At 62.5% G+C, this 16,921-nt stretch carries 10 protein-coding genes; 9 read left to right on the top strand and 1 reads right to left on the bottom strand.

Annotated features, from left to right (window positions below):
- Positions 1 to 43: 43 nt before the first annotated feature.
- The gene (gene aqpZ / locus DESTE_RS03895; protein ID WP_035065242.1) at positions 44 to 721 is read right to left on the bottom strand and encodes an aquaporin Z; all 678 of its coding nucleotides are present in this window, start codon (positions 719 to 721) and stop codon (positions 44 to 46) included.
- A 325-nt stretch (positions 722 to 1,046) separates the two neighbouring features.
- Between aqpZ and DESTE_RS03890 the strand changes: the two genes are divergently transcribed.
- From DESTE_RS03890 to DESTE_RS03840, 9 genes are all read left to right on the top strand, one after another.
- Entirely contained in the window at positions 1,047 to 1,766 is a 720-nt protein-coding gene (locus tag DESTE_RS03890; RefSeq protein WP_156925259.1) for a hypothetical protein, read from the top strand.
- Between the two features lie 1,002 nt (positions 1,767 to 2,768).
- Complete coding sequence (locus tag DESTE_RS03885) at positions 2,769 to 3,104, top strand: hypothetical protein (RefSeq protein WP_035065238.1); 336 nt, start codon at positions 2,769 to 2,771, stop codon at positions 3,102 to 3,104.
- Between the two features lie 170 nt (positions 3,105 to 3,274).
- Positions 3,275 to 3,595, top strand: coding sequence for a hypothetical protein (locus tag DESTE_RS03880; protein ID WP_035065236.1), 321 nt, complete (start codon positions 3,275 to 3,277; stop codon positions 3,593 to 3,595).
- A gap of 360 nt (positions 3,596 to 3,955) precedes the next feature.
- A complete protein-coding gene (locus DESTE_RS03875; RefSeq protein ID WP_051384297.1) occupies positions 3,956 to 4,660 on the top strand; it encodes a DUF3313 domain-containing protein in 705 nt (234 codons plus the stop codon).
- Between the two features lie 262 nt (positions 4,661 to 4,922).
- Positions 4,923 to 6,053: a hypothetical protein gene (locus tag DESTE_RS03870; RefSeq protein ID WP_198015321.1), complete on the top strand. Its 1,131-nt coding sequence runs from the start codon at positions 4,923 to 4,925 to the stop codon at positions 6,051 to 6,053.
- A gap of 80 nt (positions 6,054 to 6,133) precedes the next feature.
- On the top strand, positions 6,134 to 10,327 hold the full coding sequence (locus DESTE_RS03865; RefSeq protein ID WP_035065233.1) for a DUF748 domain-containing protein: 4,194 nt from the start codon (positions 6,134 to 6,136) through the stop codon (positions 10,325 to 10,327).
- A 122-nt stretch (positions 10,328 to 10,449) separates the two neighbouring features.
- Positions 10,450 to 11,892 (top strand): catalase, encoded by a 1,443-nt coding sequence (locus tag DESTE_RS03860; protein ID WP_035065231.1) that lies wholly within the window; start codon positions 10,450 to 10,452, stop codon positions 11,890 to 11,892.
- A 1,815-nt stretch (positions 11,893 to 13,707) separates the two neighbouring features.
- The gene (locus DESTE_RS03845) at positions 13,708 to 14,760 is read left to right on the top strand and encodes a hypothetical protein (protein WP_198015320.1); all 1,053 of its coding nucleotides are present in this window, start codon (positions 13,708 to 13,710) and stop codon (positions 14,758 to 14,760) included.
- Between the two features lie 707 nt (positions 14,761 to 15,467).
- Entirely contained in the window at positions 15,468 to 16,862 is a 1,395-nt protein-coding gene (locus tag DESTE_RS03840) for an outer membrane homotrimeric porin (RefSeq protein WP_035065225.1), read from the top strand.
- The last annotated feature ends 59 nt before the right edge of the window (positions 16,863 to 16,921 follow it).

Genomic DNA, 16,921 nt, shown 5'->3' with positions numbered 1-16,921 from the left:
GCTGGGACTGCGTGAGGCAGGCCCAGCACGGTGGGGTATTACACTATTTTGTGATGAAAGATATCCTGTAGAGAAGTCCGGCAGTGATGGCGCCCGCAAGCGGGGCAAGCCAGAACAGCCATACCTGCTCCAGGTATTCGGGGCCGGCAAAAAGGGCCTGGCTGAGGCTTCTGGCTGGATTGACGGAGGTGTTCGTGATGGGGATGCCGACCAGATGGATCAGGGTGAGACAAAGTCCGATGGCAATTGGGGCAAAGCCGACAGGAGCGCGGTAGTCCGTGGCCCCCAGGATTACCAGCAGAAAGGCACACGTTAGTATGAATTCGACGAGTATGGCGGAAAGCATGGGATACCCTTGCGGAGAGAGTTGCCCGTAGCCATTGGCGGCGAAGCCATTCAGGCTGCCGACAGGATGTGCGCCGCGATAGATGAGGTATATCGCGGTGGCGGCCGCTATGGCGCCAATGGTCTGCGCAAGGATGTAAGGGACGAGTTGCTTTGGGGGGAACTGTCCAGCCGCCAAAAGCCCCACGGAAACAGCCGGGTTGAAATGCCCGCCTGAAACATGCCCGACAGCACAGGCCATTGCCAGTACAGAAAGTCCGAAAGCCAGAGATACGCCAACCGGGCCGATTGCCCCACCAGCAAAAACCGCCGCGCCGCACCCTCCAAAGACCAGCCAGAATGTTCCAAAAAATTCTGCAAGACACGCTTTTTTCATGCCAATATCCTCCGGATGCTTATGGCGGGTTGCTGGGTTGCAGAATAACGTCAGGCCGCTACTGACTTTTTACTTACCTTTTGTGCGCGACATGGCAATGCGCATAGCTTACATTTTCCTGTCTTAAAATATTTGTGGTGCTGTCGTGAGCCGTCGCTCTGTGTTATTTCTAAAAATTGTACTGCGGTAGAGTGTCAGATGTTTTTTATGTAAGGAAAATATCAGTCGTTGCTCCGTTTTTAAGTGATACACGCAAGGTGCAATTTAATAATCAGACTGATGGCAGTATGTAGAGGGAGATGGAGTTCGCCCATAAGGAGGTGTTGTGACTGTGCTGCATGAATTGGAGGGAAAGGGGGGGGGCGGTGTTGCGCTTGTTTCCCCGAAATACGAGGGGCCGCATTTTGGGCTGAGGTGGGTGGTTCAGGGATATCATGTGCAGCGGACGCAACGGCAAGTAGATGCGCCTGCTGCAAGGAACAGGGCGAAAAGCCCGATGCTGGCGATGGTTGCCGCTCTCATGTTGATGATTGCCTGTGCCGCCGGTGTGCCAATGCCTTTGGGCGGGGCTGCGACTGCTTGCGCTGCCGACGCGCAGGGCGCGCGGACGGAACGGCTACATGCAGAACAAGCGAAGCTGGAAGAAGAGCAGGATGACATTCTCGAGGCCGTGGTCATGGCGATTGGGAGAGGCGAGGATTATGGCCCGTACCAGATAGTTATTTCTGAATACACCAGGAAATTGTGTGCTATCGAGATAGTTTATGATGACAAGATTACCATGGCGGCATCGGAGGCGATATCGGGCGCGGCCATACGTTCTGCGGTGAAGGCCGTTAGGTCAGCGGGAAGAAATCCGGTCACGGATGGCATGGTGCTCCGTGCCTCCGTGTTTTTTCTGGCGAGGGATGTCGCTGGAGTGTTGCCGGTCAACCCGTATGGCAGGTCCGTGTATTTCCCCGCAACGGACGGCGTGACGTGGGAGAAAGGCGCCGTGCCTCCTTCGCGCCTTGTACGGCGGATGTTTTTTGATGTGGGGATGTAGTGGGCGCCGGGTATCGCGTGCCAGACGCGCTGTTTCGGAACACTGCACCGCCAGTTGCGGACGGAAGGGTGCTTCCCTGCGGGGTGCTTCGCTGGACGCATTGTGCGTCTTGGATGTGCACCGTTGCAGGATACGGCGCCGAAGCGCGCCACCTGTGTCAGGCTATTGTTCTGTCCCGGCGGCGGCACATCAGTCGGGAGTGTCGCCCGTCGGTGCGTATGAATTTGACGCGGGCTTTTGCTGTTCCGTGTCCTTGGCCCGCGCTGCCGACTCGACCGGGCCGATGGGCTTCGCATCCCGGCGTGCGACTGTTCAGGGGGGGCAATGCTTCGCTGTGGCAAGCACGCTGCATAGTGCTTGCCGGATAATCTCCTTCGACCGCGCTCGGTTCCGCAAACCCGTCGGTAGAAAGTCGGTGGGGTTGTGGCTGTTGCGGAATGCTTCGTCGTACCACCAGTCCGATCCGACTGACCACGTCGTCACCGGGTAGCGAGTCCATGCGGCCTGCATGACATTCCGCCAGGCTGCAGATGCGTTTCCGCCGCGCACCGAGGTGTATCGTCAGTCTGCGTGTCTGAATTATCCCTGTCTCTCCCATGTCATGCCGCCGCCGCACCGCCTGTGGAGCCTTCAGGGCGGCGCACGGCGATTCTGTTCCTTTCAGCCGAATCGGCACGCCGCCGGTCGGTGGGAGCGTGAAACGCTCTCGTGGCGTATGACGCGTTGGCAGGCATGGGGATGCGCTGAGCGGCTTGTTTATCGACATGCCGCCATCAAGCTGCTGCGAGTGGCCGGCGGCGACGCGGGAGAGGGGGAGATGGGAGGTGCGGTGCGGCTTGCGTCCGTCGATCCGCCGTTATCGGGACCGGATCCCAGCGTTGGGTGGGGTTGTGTATGATCTGCAACGAACCGTTGTGGTGCGATAAATGTCAGAAATGTGAGATAGATATTGCACTAAAAATGACTTGAGGTTTCATTCCGTCGATTCCGCAGGGGCAAGGCATGACATCGAAGGACAGGCTCATCGCCGAGGTGAGGGAGTTGGCTGCCGCAATGGTGTATGTGGGCTGGCACGAGGATTACAGGGCGCCGCTGCATGACCGTGCCTTGCTAATGGCAACGGGAAACCGGTTGGCGCGCGAGTGTGTTCCCGGTCAGGCGGTGTATGTCGTAGGCCAATTGCTGGACCAAGCACAGGAAGGCCTGTGTCGGCTTCGTCGACCTCAGGGGGCCGGAACGGGATTGCGTTGTTGCGTGCTTGTCTTTGCGCGAGAAATGGCGCGTCTGGCTTGTGCTTTTGCCGCGTTGCCTCCGGATGGTGTGCTTGTCCGCCAGTGATGCCCTTGTATGCCCCCGCTACGTAGTTCCGTTATGCCGGGCCGGGGGGCATGAGACTGCAATGTCGTTGTATTCCGGGTGGAAGTAACGGTGGGTGAAGAGCGGGGGCGTCGTGCTGCGGCGGCATGTCCGTTAAAATGCTCGACGTCCCCTGTCAGGAGGTATCAGGTATGCCGCGTCTCGACATGTTGATAGGCGAGGCCAGGGAGTTGGGCGCCGCCATGGCGCATGTGGGAAGATATGATGATCGCCAAGCGCTGGTGGGCGACCGTGCGCTGCTGATCGCGACAGGCGAGTTCATGCTCCAGAATTGCGTGCGGGGAGAAGACCGGGCGCGCATCGAGAATGTTCTGGCCCTTGCCCATGACGGGTTGTGCAGCCTTCGCAAGCAGACGGAAGATGACGGTCTGCAAAGCTGCGTGGAGTTGTTCGCGCGAGAGGCGGCACGCCTGCTTGCCATTGTCGCGCTGTTGCCGCTGGAAGGTCTTTGATCGCTTGATGATGCCGCCTTGTGGCTTTCCAGCATGCGGCTTCGTCGGTGCTGTCGGCCCGCCAAACACGCGTGGTGTACGGGCGAGATGTTTCGGGGGATAGCTGGTGATTCCGGCAGGCTCGCGGGCTGGCGCCATACGTGCGGACCGGTGCTGTTTGCGTCGTATCAGGACATATAACGGGTATCGTCAGAGGCCGCGAGGCGAGAGAGGACAGGCGCCATGCGACTCCGGTCGTTACGTTCCGTCGCACGTTCACTTCGGCGCGTGGGCAACGAGACGGCTGTTTTTCTGGTTGTCACATGCTGGTTGACGTGGCCTCCCAGGCCCGACTTTTTGATTATCCGTTTGGAGGAACGCATGCATGCGGTTTTGACCCACCTGTGTCTGCCCCGGCCCCAAGCGTGTTCCGCGGGAACTCGGTTTTCGGCTGTTCTGCTGGCTCTGATCATGTCCTGCATGGCTGGATGCGGCGGCAGATTCTCCAGAGCGGTCGAAGACGCACCGCTGTTGTCGGCCCGCCCCACATCCGGAGGGCTGCTCTATTCCCGCGAGAGGGAACTGTTGCGCGGCTATACGAAATTTCAGGTCGCGCCAGTGGTGCTGCGCGAGGAACGCCCGGAGACGTTTGGGGACACGTCCCTTGATGAAAAGGCCGAAATGTCTTTCGCGATGCACGACATCTTCGTGAAAGCATTGCGCTGCGGAGGATGGGACGTGACGGAAACTCCGGGACCAGGGGTGGCTAGGCTGCGTTTGATGATTTTCGGCATGCAGGCCACGCAAATCGTACCCAGTGATGCAGCATTCGATACGCCTTTTGGGCGCATCGACCTTTCATCCCTTGATGATTCGGGGACGGCGGCGTTGATGGGCGGTATCCTGATCGGCGGCGAACTGACCGATGCCCGTACCGGGGCGCGGTTGCTGGTGTTCATGGAGCGTTGCTCCGTAACGGAACTGGATCCGATCCGGGGCTTCGGGCGCTGGGATGCGGCCCGTAGCGGGGTGGAGGCCAGCGCTGACACCCTCGTGCGCGGATGGAACCGGGTACACGGGCGCTAGATCGGCAAACTGTTCCCAAGTCCGTATCCGATGGCGCGGCGAGTTGTCGTGCATCACGGCCGTGGGCAAAGGTGACTGGCAGTTGGGTGTATATGCCTTGCGGGATGCATGCACGGCATGCCGACATGTGATTGCGGCGTTGCCCTGCTGTGCGTGCCGGGCGTGGCGGTCGCGAAGGCTATTGGAATGAATGCCAGGCGGATGCTGGGGCCGCCTGTGGCGGTCATATACTGTGCCGCATGATCCGAGTACAGGAGTTTTCATGTCAGTATCCCTCGTTTGGGCCATGTTGCGTAAGCCATGCGTGACCTTGTTGCTGGTCGTGGGGCTTTTGCCTTGTAGCGTTGCCATATCAGCGGAACGCACGGAATCGGGATTCCGTGCGTTGCCGAATGCTCCAGGAGGAAGTTTTTCGCAAGTATATGGAGTCAGTGGCGATGGCTCCGTCGTCGTGGGAAAAGGCAATGCCCTTGCCCGTAATTCCGAAGCCCTCTTCTGGGGGATCGGTGAACGCACGGGCAGGCTCGGTGTGCTTCGTAACGGTAATTATTCCTATGCGTACGGGGCAAACATGGATGGCACGGTGGTGGCCGGGGGCAGTTCATCGCCAGCGGGCATTCAGGCCGTTCGGTGGACGTTGGCGTCCGGTGCGCAACAGCTTGGACTTCTTGCGCGGGGAACGTATTCGTATGGGTATCAGGTGAGCGCGGACGGCTCCACCGTGGTCGGGGAAGGAGATTCGGCGTCCGGTCTCCAGGCGTTCAGATGGACCAGGGAGACCGGAATCCAGGGCCTCGGCTTCTTGCCTGGCGGCAGTTATTCGTACGCCTATGGCGTGAGTGCCGATGGTTCGGTGATCGTTGGTGGCAGCGATTCATTTGCAGGGCTTCAGGCATTTCGCTGGACCCCGGAAAAGGGGATGCAGCCGCTCGGCATGTTGCCGGAAGGGGCGTATTCGTTTGCGCAGGCCGTGAGCGCCGACGGCAAGGTCGTAGTCGGTATCGGAGACACCCCCAGCGGACCGCAGGCGTTCCGTTGGAGCAGTCCCGTGGGCATGGAGGCGTTGGGATGCCTGCCCGGAGGAGACCGTTCCTTTGCATATGGCGTGAACGAAGATGGATCCGTGGTGGTGGGGCAGAGTGGTTCCCACTCCGGTGACCAGGCATTTCTTTGGATCAGTGGCAAGGGGATGCGTTCGTTGCAACAGCATGCGCAGGCGGCGGGTGCAATGCCGGAGGGGTGGATGTTGTATACCGCCCGGGCCATAAGCGCGGATGGTGCGACCATTGCCGGCGTCGGCACCAATCCTGACGGGCTTCCCCAGGGATTCGTCATTCGTGGGGGGATGCCGCATACTGTCAGCGAGTCGATGGAATCGGGTGACCGGCCATGAAGCTTGCCCTTGGGAAAAATGCGCGTCCACTGCCCACGGAACAGGCGGTACGGGAGGGGCGGAGATGGTCCGGGAGCAAGGTGCGCCGCTGGGCGTACATCATCGCGGGCATCGTCACGGCATGGGGCGTGCTGGCCGGGCTGGCCATGCCGCCCCTGTTGCGCGGCGTGTTGGAAAATCAGTTGGCCGACAAACTGCGGGTGCGTTGCACCGTGGAAAAGGTGCGCTTCAACCCGTACACGTGGGCGTTGTCCATTCAGGGCGTGCGCGTGCCCAATCCCACGGGCGACGGCGACATGCTGACCTTCGACGCGCTGGAATTTTCGCCCGGCCTTTCCGCCGCGCTACGCCTTGCCCCGGTGCTGGCCTACGTGCGGCTGGTGAACCCGGTGGTGTACGTGGCCCATTTCGGCGATGGGCGCTACTCCTTCTCGGAATTCATCCCGCCGGACGGAGAAGGCGATGGCGGCAAGCCCGTCGGAGCGGACCGCGCCGACCCATCGGACGGCGTGGACAAACCGCTGTTCCCCTTCGCGGCCAGCGACTTCGAGGTGGTCAACGGCACGGTGATCTTCCACGACGCGCCGCTCAAGACCATCCATACCATCACCGAATTGCAGTTCGTGGTGCCGTTCACCTCAACCATGGCGCGCGACCGCGAGCGGGCCATTACCCCCAGCCTGAACGCCACGGTGGACGGCAAGGCGCTGACTGTGCAGGGGCGGCTGCTGCCCTTTGCCGAGCACCTGCGCACCGAGTTCGACGTGGTCACCGACGAGGTGGACCTGACCCGGTACCGCGAATACCTGGCCGCGTTCACGCCGCTGCGCCTGGAGTCGGGGCGGCTGGGGATGAACCTGAAGCTGGTGGTGGAGCAGCCCGCTGCGCACGACGTGGAATTCGGACTGGCGGGTTCCGTGACCCTGAACGACCTGCGCGTGAATGCGCCCGACGGCAAGGACACGGTGCTGGGCCTGACCTCCGGCGTGGTGGAGGTGGAGCAATTTTCATTGCTGGACCGGCACGTGGACGTGCGCCGGGTGGACCTGGACGGGCTGCTGGCGCGGGTGGGGCGGCTGGCCGACGGCTCCATCGACTGGCTGGGCTTCGTGGCCCCGGCAGGTGGGAAGCGGCAGGAACAGACCCGGACGCAGCCGTTTCCGGCGGAACGGGCGAAACAGGACCAGGCAGGAAAGGCCGACGTGGCGCGGAATGGATCAATGGCCGCCAGCGCTTCTGTTGGAGCGACCGGGACTGACGGCACCAATGGAACTGGCGGAATCGGGGCAGGCGACGTACCCGCCAAGGCCTCTGCCAGAAACGTGGCGTCGGACGAGCCGCCGTTCGTGGTCAACGTGCGCACCCTGGGGCTGCGCGATGCCACGGTGGTCTGGAAGGACGCCTCGGTGCCGGGCGGCGCGGTGGTGCGCCTGAGCGGCCTTGATGCCACCCTGACCGATTTCGCCACGCCCGGCGGCAAGCTGCAGCCCAAGGGCGGCGGGGCGTTCACCGCGTCGTTGCGCATGGACGGCGGCGCTGGGGCGGGTGATGCCGCCACGTCCGGTGCCTCGACCAAGCCGGGAGCCGCAGCGGGCACGCTGAAGGCCGAGGGCACGCTGACATTGGAACCGCTGGGCGTGGCCCTGCGGCTGGATGCGCGCGACCTGCCCCTGGTGCCGGTGCGCGGCTACGTGGCCCAGGCCCTGCCCCTGTCGCTGGACGCAGGGGCCACGGGCGTGCAGGGCGAGATAGATCTTTCCCTGGCCGCGCCCGATGCCCCCGGCCTTGTGCTGCGCAAGGGCGCGGCGCAGGTGTCCGGACTCATTCTGTCCCTGGCCGGGGCGCCGACCGGGCAGAAGCAGCCTTCCGTGAGTCTGGGCAAGCTGGAAGTGTCCGACACCAGTGTGGACCTTGCGGCGCGCACCGTGGCCGTGGGGCCGGTGACGCTGACGAAGCCGGACGTCCGGGTGGTGCGCGGCAAGGACGGCATCATCGACCTTGCCGCGCTGGCGGGGGGGGCGTCCCCCGCAGAGTCCGGCAAGGCACAGCCCGCGTCCGCCCGATCGGCTCGATCTGCAATGAGCAGGGGGCAGGAACGCCCGGCAGCGCGCGAAGCCTCACGTGTCGCCGCACAAAAAACCGCCCCCGCGCCGGAAGGGCCGGAGTGGCAGGTATCCGTGGCCTCGTTGCGTATGGACGAGGGCCGCGTGACCTTCGAGGACCGGCAACCCAAGGATGCGGGCGTGCTCACCCTGGAAGGGATGCGTCTGGTCACTGGTCCGCTGTCGCCGCAACGCGGCGCGCCGCTGGACATGGATTTTTCCGCGCGCTGGCAGAAGCAGGGCGCCATCGGCATCAAGGCCAAGGGTACGGCGCAGCCGCTGCACCTGACCGTGGACAGCAAGTTGGCCAAGGTGGACCTGCGCCCGCTGGACCCGTACCTGGGCGAAGTGAGCGACCTGTTGTTCGGCAGTGGCGAGGTATCGTCGGAACTCAAGGTGGCCCTGCGCGAGCAACCTGCGTCGGCGGCTCCGACGGGCAGGGCACGCCGCACGTCCGCGTCCGCCGGACAGGCGGCGGAACCGGCTCTTGAGGTAAGCGTGGAGGGCGCGGCCCGTCTGGACAACCTGTCGCTGAAGCTGGCCGGGGGCAAGCAGGAGCTTGCCTCTCTGCGGCGGTTTGCGGTGCGCGGGTTGCGCTTCGGCCAGCAGCCTTCGGGCGATCTTTCCCTGCGCGTGCAGGAGGTGGGGCTGGAAAGGCCGAAGCTTTCGGTGGTGGTGTTCAAGGACGGCTCCACCAGCATCGGGCGGGCCCTGGGGGCGAAGCCCCCGGTGGCAGCGAATGACGCGAAGCCCCCGGCGGCAGTGAAGGACGCGAAGCCCCCGGTGGCAACCACGGAGGATGCGAAGCCTTCGGTGGCAGCGGACAAGGACGCCAGGGCCCCGGCGGGTGACGCTGCGCAGCCTGCCAAGGCCGCGTCGGGGCCTGTCACGGATTCGGCATCGCCGCCACCCGCACCTTCTGCCCAGAGTGACGGCGCGGCGGTTGCGGCCCGTCCCAATGCCGGGCCGTTCACCACGCTGGACGTGGGCAGCCTGTCCATTTCCGGCGGTGCGCTGCGCTTCCGCGATGAGCGCATGTCCCCGGCCTATGTTGCGGAAATGTCCGACATCGAGGGGCGCATTTCCGGCGTTTCGCTGGACCCGGCCTCGCGGGCCGAGGTGCAACTGCGGGCTGGCATCGAAGGGGTGCCGGTGCTGGTGGGCGGCACGGTGAATCCGCTCATTCATCCCGTGTTCGCGGACATGCGTTTCACCATGTCCGGACTGGATCTGGTGCCCCTGTCGCCCTACGCGGTGCAGTACATCGCCTACCCCGTGGAGCACGGGCGCTTTTCTGCCGATGTGGCCGTAAAGGCGGAAAACTGGGTGCTGGATGCCGACAACCATTTCACCCTCAGCCAGATAGAACTGGGCAACAAGGACAACCGGCCAGATGCCCCCAATTACCCGGTCAAGCTGGGGCTGGCCCTGTTGCAGGACATGAGCGGCAACGTGGACCTGCGCCTGCCCGTGAAGGGACGGATGGACGACCCGGAATTCCGTCTGGGCGGGGTGGTCATGCAGGCCGTGCTGAACCTGATGGTCAAGGTGGTCACGTCGCCCTTTGCGCTGGTGGGCAGTGTGCTTAGCCTGGGCAGCAGCGGCAGGGACATGCGGTACATCGAGTTCGCGCCGGGCGTGGCAACGTTGAACGAGGCGGCGGACAAGGACCTGCGCGCGGTGGTCGAGGTGCTGCGGCAGCGCCCGCGCCTGAAGCTGGAAGTGCAGGGTACGGCCGAGCCGGATGGCGACACGCGCGGCCTGAAGGAACAGGCCCTGCTGCGCGCCCTGCGCGAGGCCAAGCACGCCTCGCTGTCGCGTGCCGAGCGGGCGCGGGTGAACGTTGACGACGTGACCATCGACAAGGACGAATACGAGGATCTGCTTGACGAGGTGTACAAGGACGCCCCCTTCGACAAGCCGCGCAACGTGGTCGGTTTCACCAAATCACAACCTGCGGACGTGATGGAGGCCGCGCTGAAGGAACATTACGAAGTGACGCCCGAGTCGCTGAAGGAACTGGCGGTCGCGCGGGCCAGGGCGGTGCGTGACAAGCTGCTGGAACTGGAGCCCGCGCTGGGCGAACGGGTGTTCCTGTCCGGGGGTAAGGTCGTGCCCGCGGGGGGAGACAAGGACGGGAACGGGAGGGGGGTTATGTTGATGTTGGAGTAAACGCCGCGAGGCCAGGAGCGAACGTTCTGGCGTTTGCTCCCGTGCGCCTCGGCGATATGTGGATCATCCCTGCGGGGAGGGCCTTATCTGACTCCTGAGGCGATATCAACAAGGAGAAATCTATGACCAAGCACAAGCTCACCACCAACGCAGGCGCCCCGGTACCCGACAACCAGAACGCCATGACCGCCGGGCCGCGCGGCCCCATGCTGCTGCAGGACGTGTGGTTTCTGGAAAAGCTGGCCCACTTCGACCGGGAGGTAATCCCCGAGCGGCGCATGCACGCCAAGGGGTCCGGCGCGTACGGCACCTTCACCGTCACCCACGACATCACGAAATTCACCAAGGCCGCCCTGTTCTCGAAAATCGGCAAGAAGACCGACCTCTTCGTGCGCTTTTCCACCGTGGCGGGCGAACGCGGCGCGGCCGACGCGGAACGCGACATCCGGGGCTTCGCCATCAAGTTCTACACGGAACAGGGCAACTGGGACCTGGTGGGCAACAACACCCCGGTCTTCTTCCTGCGCGACCCGCTGAAATTCCCCGACCTGAACCACGCCGTGAAGCGCGACCCGCGCACCAACATGCGCAGCGCCAAAAACAACTGGGATTTCTGGTCCTCGTTGCCCGAAGCGCTGCATCAGGTCACCGTGGTCATGAGCGACCGGGGCATCCCCGCCAGCTACCGGCACATGCACGGTTTCGGCAGCCACACCTTCAGCTTCATCAGCCCGGACAACCAGCGCTACTGGGTAAAGTTCCACCTGCGCACCCAGCAGGGCATCAAGAACCTGACCGACGCCGAGGCCGAAGCCATCGTGGCCAGGGACCGCGAAAGCCACCAGCGCGACCTGTACGACAGCATCGAGCGCGGCGACTTCCCCCGCTGGACCCTGTACGTGCAGGTCATGCCCGAAAAGGACGCGGACACCTGCCCCTACCACCCCTTCGACCTGACCAAGGTATGGTTTCACAAGGACTACCCGCTCATCGAGGTGGGCGTGCTGGAACTGAACCGCAACCCCGAAAACTACTTCGCCGAGGTGGAGCAGGCCGCGTTCAACCCCGCCAGCGTGGTGCCGGGCATCGGCTTTTCGCCCGACAAGATGTTGCAGGGCCGCCTGTTCTCCTACGGTGATGCGCACCGCTACCGGCTGGGCGTGAATCATCACCTGATCCCGGTCAACGCCGCGCGCTGCCCCATGCACAGCTACCACCGCGACGGAATGATGCGCGTGGACGGCAACCACGGCAGCACCCTGGCCTACGAGCCCAACAGCTACGGTGAGTGGCAGCAGCAGCCCGACTTCGCCGAGCCCCCGCTGGCCCTCAGCGGCGAGGCGGGGCACTGGGAATACACCTGCGACGACGTGGACTACTTCGACCAGCCGGGACGCCTGTTCCGCCTGATGACCCCGCAGCAGCAGGAAGTACTGTTCCAGAACACCGCCCGGGCCATGGGCGACGCGCCGGAAGAGATCAAGCGCCGCCATGCGGGCAACTGCGCCAAGGCCGATCCCGCCTACGGCGCGGGCGTGGCCAAGGCCCTGGGCCTGAAGATGTAGCGTGGTCGTGGGCCGGTGCTCCTTGGCCGTCCCATTGGTCGTGGGCGTATAAAGGCTCTGCCCTCCGGAGGTGGATCAGTCGGCCACGAAAAAGGGGCCCGGAGACATCTGGGTCCCATCTTTGTATGTAGAAAATCCCGCGCTATGCGCGGGGGGCAGGCCGGGGGATTTTTATTGTCGGGAGGGGTAGACTGTAGCTTTCGTTTTTTGGGCCGACGGGCGAATGCAGTGACCGCGACTGCGAAGCGGCAAGCTTCGCGGCTGGCAAGGTACGTGATAAGGACGGCGCCGAAGGCAGGCGTCGCGTGTGGTCATCAGCCTCGTGAACCATGTACAGAGAATGCAGTGGGACAAATGACTGTTTCAGGAAGTATCGCCGCTCGTTGTTGGCGGCCATGCCTTTTCTCAGCCTGTGACGTGGCGGCGTGGACGCCCTCGCTTGGCATTGGCGGCCCATGCCAGCAGCGTATCCCTTTCGATTAGCAGAAATCGCTTTGGCCACATGCATGCACCCTTTACCCTGCCGCGCTGGATCGCCTTGTAGAGCGCGTCAACGGAGCGTGCGGTCTGCTTGCACGCTTGACGAATGGTGAGATAGGTCTCGCTCTGCTTCTCTGATGGCGGCAGTGTGTGGTGCCGCATGGTGAGTGCTATTGCCTGCATACGGATTTCCTGTCCCGGAACTGCCGATGCTCTCGCATCGCTTGGGTGTTCTGGTTTTTTTCGGGGAAAATAGCAGTATTGCCCGTGCGTGCGGTTCACGCGACCTTTGGTGGGGAGGCGAGAGTGGCTCCCCTGCTTGCCCGCAGGTACGGGCATCGGATGGGAAGGTGCGCTTGGAACCCGTGGCAACCGGTGGGGGGCCTCGGTCCGCCTTTGCCCCCCCGGAGCGCTCCATCCCTGGGCTCCCGCTCTTGGCGAAGCCGCAATACGGTCATTCCGTGGCCGTCGGAGGGCTCGTGACCGTTCCAGGTCTGTATGGGTTGGCGGACATATCGTTCATCTGGTCATCATTCATCATGGCCCGCCCTTGGTGCAGTTCATATTGAAGTCTGAAACAGAACAGGCGGATATCCCGGACAGTTCCCGATATGAGACCGAGTAGTTCCGTGAGATTCGTGGTTTTGCATCTGGCCAATATTCTGGTCACCCACCGTGCCCGTCTGTCCATATCCCATGGCGGGGCACTGCAGATGTCGTCCGGGAGGGCTTCCACGATGAAATCCATGGGGCATTGAGCCAGTATCCTGGCGGCCGAGCACTCCACGTGCGTGCATTCGGAAATGCAGCACGCGAGTAGTGTGGCTGTTTCATCGGAGATTCCATTTGGCAGCAAAGCCCTGAATGCGTGCCATGCCTCTGAATCCCGTCTGAGCAGGCCTTCTCGCTGGCGCGGCGAAAGGTATTTTGGGTTCATTGTCCACCTCGCGCATCTCGAACGTTCGCACGCTCGGAGGCATCACCCTCTTGCTCAAGGGTGTAAGGCACTGCCCTGCCTCCCGTATGTGCTCACTTCGCAGGCTATACTGCATGTTGAAGGGATTACATTGCAATTTTTAAAAAAATCAATTGTTATACTCAATTGTCTTCTGGGTGGTCGTGTGTGCAAGGAAAAAGTCAGTAGCTCTGTAGTAGAAGTCACGCGCACGGCAGTTTTTGGTCTTCCGCGTCTGACGGTGGAAAACCATGCCATTGGAACTGCCGCGGGTTTCATGCTGTCACGGTTGTCTCCATTCGTGCGGTCCTGCGGCACGGGGGACGTGCACGAGTTGCCGGAACAGGAATTTTTCGGCGAAGACCTGTCTCGGAGGCTGTATGATAAGTACTCAGGAACGTTACGATGCCGGGCGGGGCATTTCTCCTTCAGTGGCGGGTCACCCGGTGCGGCGTGTGGGCATGCTGCCGCTGGGTTTTTTGTCTGGAGGAGGCTACGCGTATCCCTATGGAGTGAGCAGGGACGGCTCCGTCACTGTAGGGGGCTGTGATTCATTCTCCGGGACGCAGGCATTCCGCTGGACGCGCGAAACCGGCATAACAGGACTGGGGTTGCAACTCGGTGGGGAATATTCCTACGCATATGCCGTGAGCGCGGATGGAACCACCGTGGTGGGCGAGTGCTATTCCTCACCCGTGCATCAGGCGTTTCTCTGGACCGAGGAAACCGGCATGATCGGGCTGGGCGCTTTGGCTTGGGGGGGGAACTCCTACGCATATGGAGTGAGCGCGGACGGTTCCGTGGTTGTGGGGGAAAGTGAGTGCGTTGTTGGCAGTCAGGCATTCGTCTGGGGGGAGGATTCCGGAATGCAGGGGCTGGGAACACTGCCGGGAGGATTTCACTCGATCGCTTACGGCGTGAGCGCCGATGGCGGCGTTGTGGTGGGGCAGAGCCAGTACGCCGAGGGCTTTCAGGCGTACCGTTGGACAGGTGCGGACGGTATGGTGCCGCTCGGCGTGCTGCCTGGCGCCAAAGACTCGGCTGCGACTGCCGTCAGTGCGGATGGTTCTATTGTGGTGGGGCATAGCGGCGTGCTTGGGGACGATGTCGCATTTCGCTGGACGAGTTCCGGCGGGATCGAACGGCTTGGTGTGCTGTTTGGCGGCAGCTATTCTTATGCCTATGGGGTAAGCGCCGATGGAGCCATTGTCGTCGGGCAGGGTGACAGTGCCTCCGGGAGGCAGGCCTTTTGCTGGAGCACGGACAGCGGCATGCGGCCACTAGGGGACTTTTTGCGGACACGAGGGGTGGATTCGGGCGGCTGGCGGCTGCTTGACGCGAGGGGCGTCAGTGACGACGGGTCCGTAATCGCCGGAATGGGTATCGACCCGAAAGGAACTCCGAGGATGTTCCTTGCATGTTGCACGGGCTGAACACGGTTGCGGGATGAGCATGCGCGGCGGATACGAGGGCTTGCCCTGCCTGCCGTGACACGCGGCGGTGTGAACATTCCCGGGGCTATGGTTTTTGGTCGTTGCCGTTATGGGCGAGACGGGTGCATCGCCACTGGTTTCGATGGAGACATGCAGGCGCGAGGTGCCGGATGGTGCATAGCGGCTTGGCGCAACGCGGAATGCTGCCCTCGGGACGTACCGCTTTTCACGCATCCCTCAAGGGGAGGCCGCGCCGCCTCCCCTTTTGCATGCGGAAAGCTCCGCGCCCGGTACGGCGAATACTGCATGAAGCGATACCGCTCCCTGGAAGGTTCGCGCGTGGTTTTGGCCATGAAACCCGGCAGAAACGGGAACAAAAGGCTGAACCCCTCGGTGGTTGCCGGTGGGCGAGCAGCGAATGAGGGGGGGCGGATAGCCTGCACTATGGCCGTCTCGCAGGACGGCGGGATGTGGGAAAAAAATGAGATGGAGCGGTTACGGTGTAGTCCCTTCCTGGAATGGGACTCGGATTTTCAGAATGGCGGATGCGCGCCCTGAGGTCCGGGCCCCAGCTTTTTGCTTCGGCTTTCCGGGAGAACGCCCATGTAAGGAAAATGGCAGGAAGGTGCGGTAAATTCGTAACGTTACAAGATGTTCTACGGCGCATCAGGCTAGGCGTAGCGGTTTTCCAAAGAAAGGGAGGAACAATGAAACGCATCATCATGATTGTGGCCGTAGCCATGCTGCTGTGCGGCAGCGCCGTCGGCGCTTCGGCTGCCGATATCAAGGCCAAGGGACAGTGGGACTTCAGCTTCGAATGGTTGGATAACCCCGACTTCCAGAGCGCTGAAAACGGTGGCCCCAACGAAGACACCTTCCACGCCGCCCAGCGGCTGCGCACGCAGATCGACGTCATCGCCAGCGAGAGCCTGCGTGGCGTGATCTACTTCGAAATCGGCGATACTGTCTGGGGACGCAACGACGGCGCCCTCGGCGCCGACGGCAAATCCGTGGAAGTGAAGCGTTCGTACATCGACTGGCTGGTGCCCGATACCACCCTCAAGGTGCGCATGGGTATCCAGGGGCTGGCGCTGCCCGGCGCCGTGGCCGGTTCTCCGGTCCTCGACGACGACGTGGCCGCCCTTACTCTCTCCTACCAGGCCAGCGACATGGTCGGCGTGACTGTCTTCTGGGCGCGCCCCTATGATGACCAGAGCGGCGAGGCTGGCAACACGCGGTACGACGAGGCCGACCTCTTCGGTATCGTGGTGCCCGTTACGCTCGACGGCGCCAAGATCACCCCGTGGGGCATGTACGGCGCCATTGGCCGTGACATTGCCGGAAATGGAGCCAATACCGCTTCCTTGAACCAGGCTGCCTATGGCCTGCGCCCCGTGAACCCCAATCCGAGCGATGTCCCGACCGGCAGCTTCGGTCAGGAAACCGACGCGTGGTGGGGCGGTATTTCGTTCGAAGTCAGCATGCTCTCGCCTTGGTCGTTCAAGCTTGATGCCATGTACGGCAATGTGGAGAGCGACGACGAAGGCATGGATCGTTCGGGCTGGATGGTGATTGGCGCCGTCGACTACAAGATGGACATGGTGACCCCCGGCATTTTCGCGTGGTACGCCACTGGTGACGACGACGACGAAACCAACGGCTCCGAGCGCATGCCGTACATCGTGCCCGACTTCGGCCCCACCTCGTTCGGCTTCGACAAGGTGGGCGCGCCCATCAACACCGATTCCCTGGCCTCTGTCAGCGGTACCGGCATGTGGGGCATTGGCGTGCAGTTTGCCGACATCTCCTTCATGGAGAACCTGAAGCACACCGTGCGCATTGTCTACATGACCGGCACCAACGATGAGGACATGGTCGCCAACGCTGGCCTGGGTTCGCCCGTGATGGCTTTCAATGGTCTGTACATGACGGACAAGGACCACGCCTGGGAAGTGAACTTCGATCATTTCTACAAGATTTACGAGAACCTGGACCTCCTCGTCGAAATGAGCTACATCAACGCCGATCTTGACGAAGATGTCTGGAACAACGATTTCGATGACGCTTGGCGGCTCGGCTTCAACCTGAAGTACAGCTTCTAGGCACGTCTGGAATTGATGCACCGGGAGGAGGCCGCAAGGCCTCCTCTTTTTCGTCCGCA

It is taken from the genome of Nitratidesulfovibrio termitidis HI1, from assembly GCF_000504305.1.
Taxonomy (GTDB): domain Bacteria; phylum Desulfobacterota; class Desulfovibrionia; order Desulfovibrionales; family Desulfovibrionaceae; genus Cupidesulfovibrio; species Cupidesulfovibrio termitidis.
The sequence above is the reverse complement of the archived record's forward strand: the minus strand, read 5'-3'. Positions and strand labels throughout refer to the sequence as shown.

What these genes read in the sequence shown, in the direction of transcription:
- DESTE_RS03860 (WP_035065231.1), top strand. Translation starts at nt 10,450, where the DNA reads ATGACCAAGCACAAGCTCACCACCAACGCAGGCGCCCCGGTACCCGAC.
- DESTE_RS03870 (WP_198015321.1), top strand. Translation starts at nt 4,923, where the DNA reads ATGTCAGTATCCCTCGTTTGGGCCATGTTGCGTAAGCCATGCGTGACC.
- aqpZ (WP_035065242.1), bottom strand. Translation starts at nt 721, where the DNA reads ATGAAAAAAGCGTGTCTTGCAGAATTTTTTGGAACATTCTGGCTGGTC.
- DESTE_RS03845 (WP_198015320.1), top strand. Translation starts at nt 13,708, where the DNA reads ATGATAAGTACTCAGGAACGTTACGATGCCGGGCGGGGCATTTCTCCT.
- DESTE_RS03885 (WP_035065238.1), top strand. Translation starts at nt 2,769, where the DNA reads ATGACATCGAAGGACAGGCTCATCGCCGAGGTGAGGGAGTTGGCTGCC.
- DESTE_RS03880 (WP_035065236.1), top strand. Translation starts at nt 3,275, where the DNA reads ATGCCGCGTCTCGACATGTTGATAGGCGAGGCCAGGGAGTTGGGCGCC.
- DESTE_RS03875 (WP_051384297.1), top strand. Translation starts at nt 3,956, where the DNA reads ATGCATGCGGTTTTGACCCACCTGTGTCTGCCCCGGCCCCAAGCGTGT.
- DESTE_RS03840 (WP_035065225.1), top strand. Translation starts at nt 15,468, where the DNA reads ATGAAACGCATCATCATGATTGTGGCCGTAGCCATGCTGCTGTGCGGC.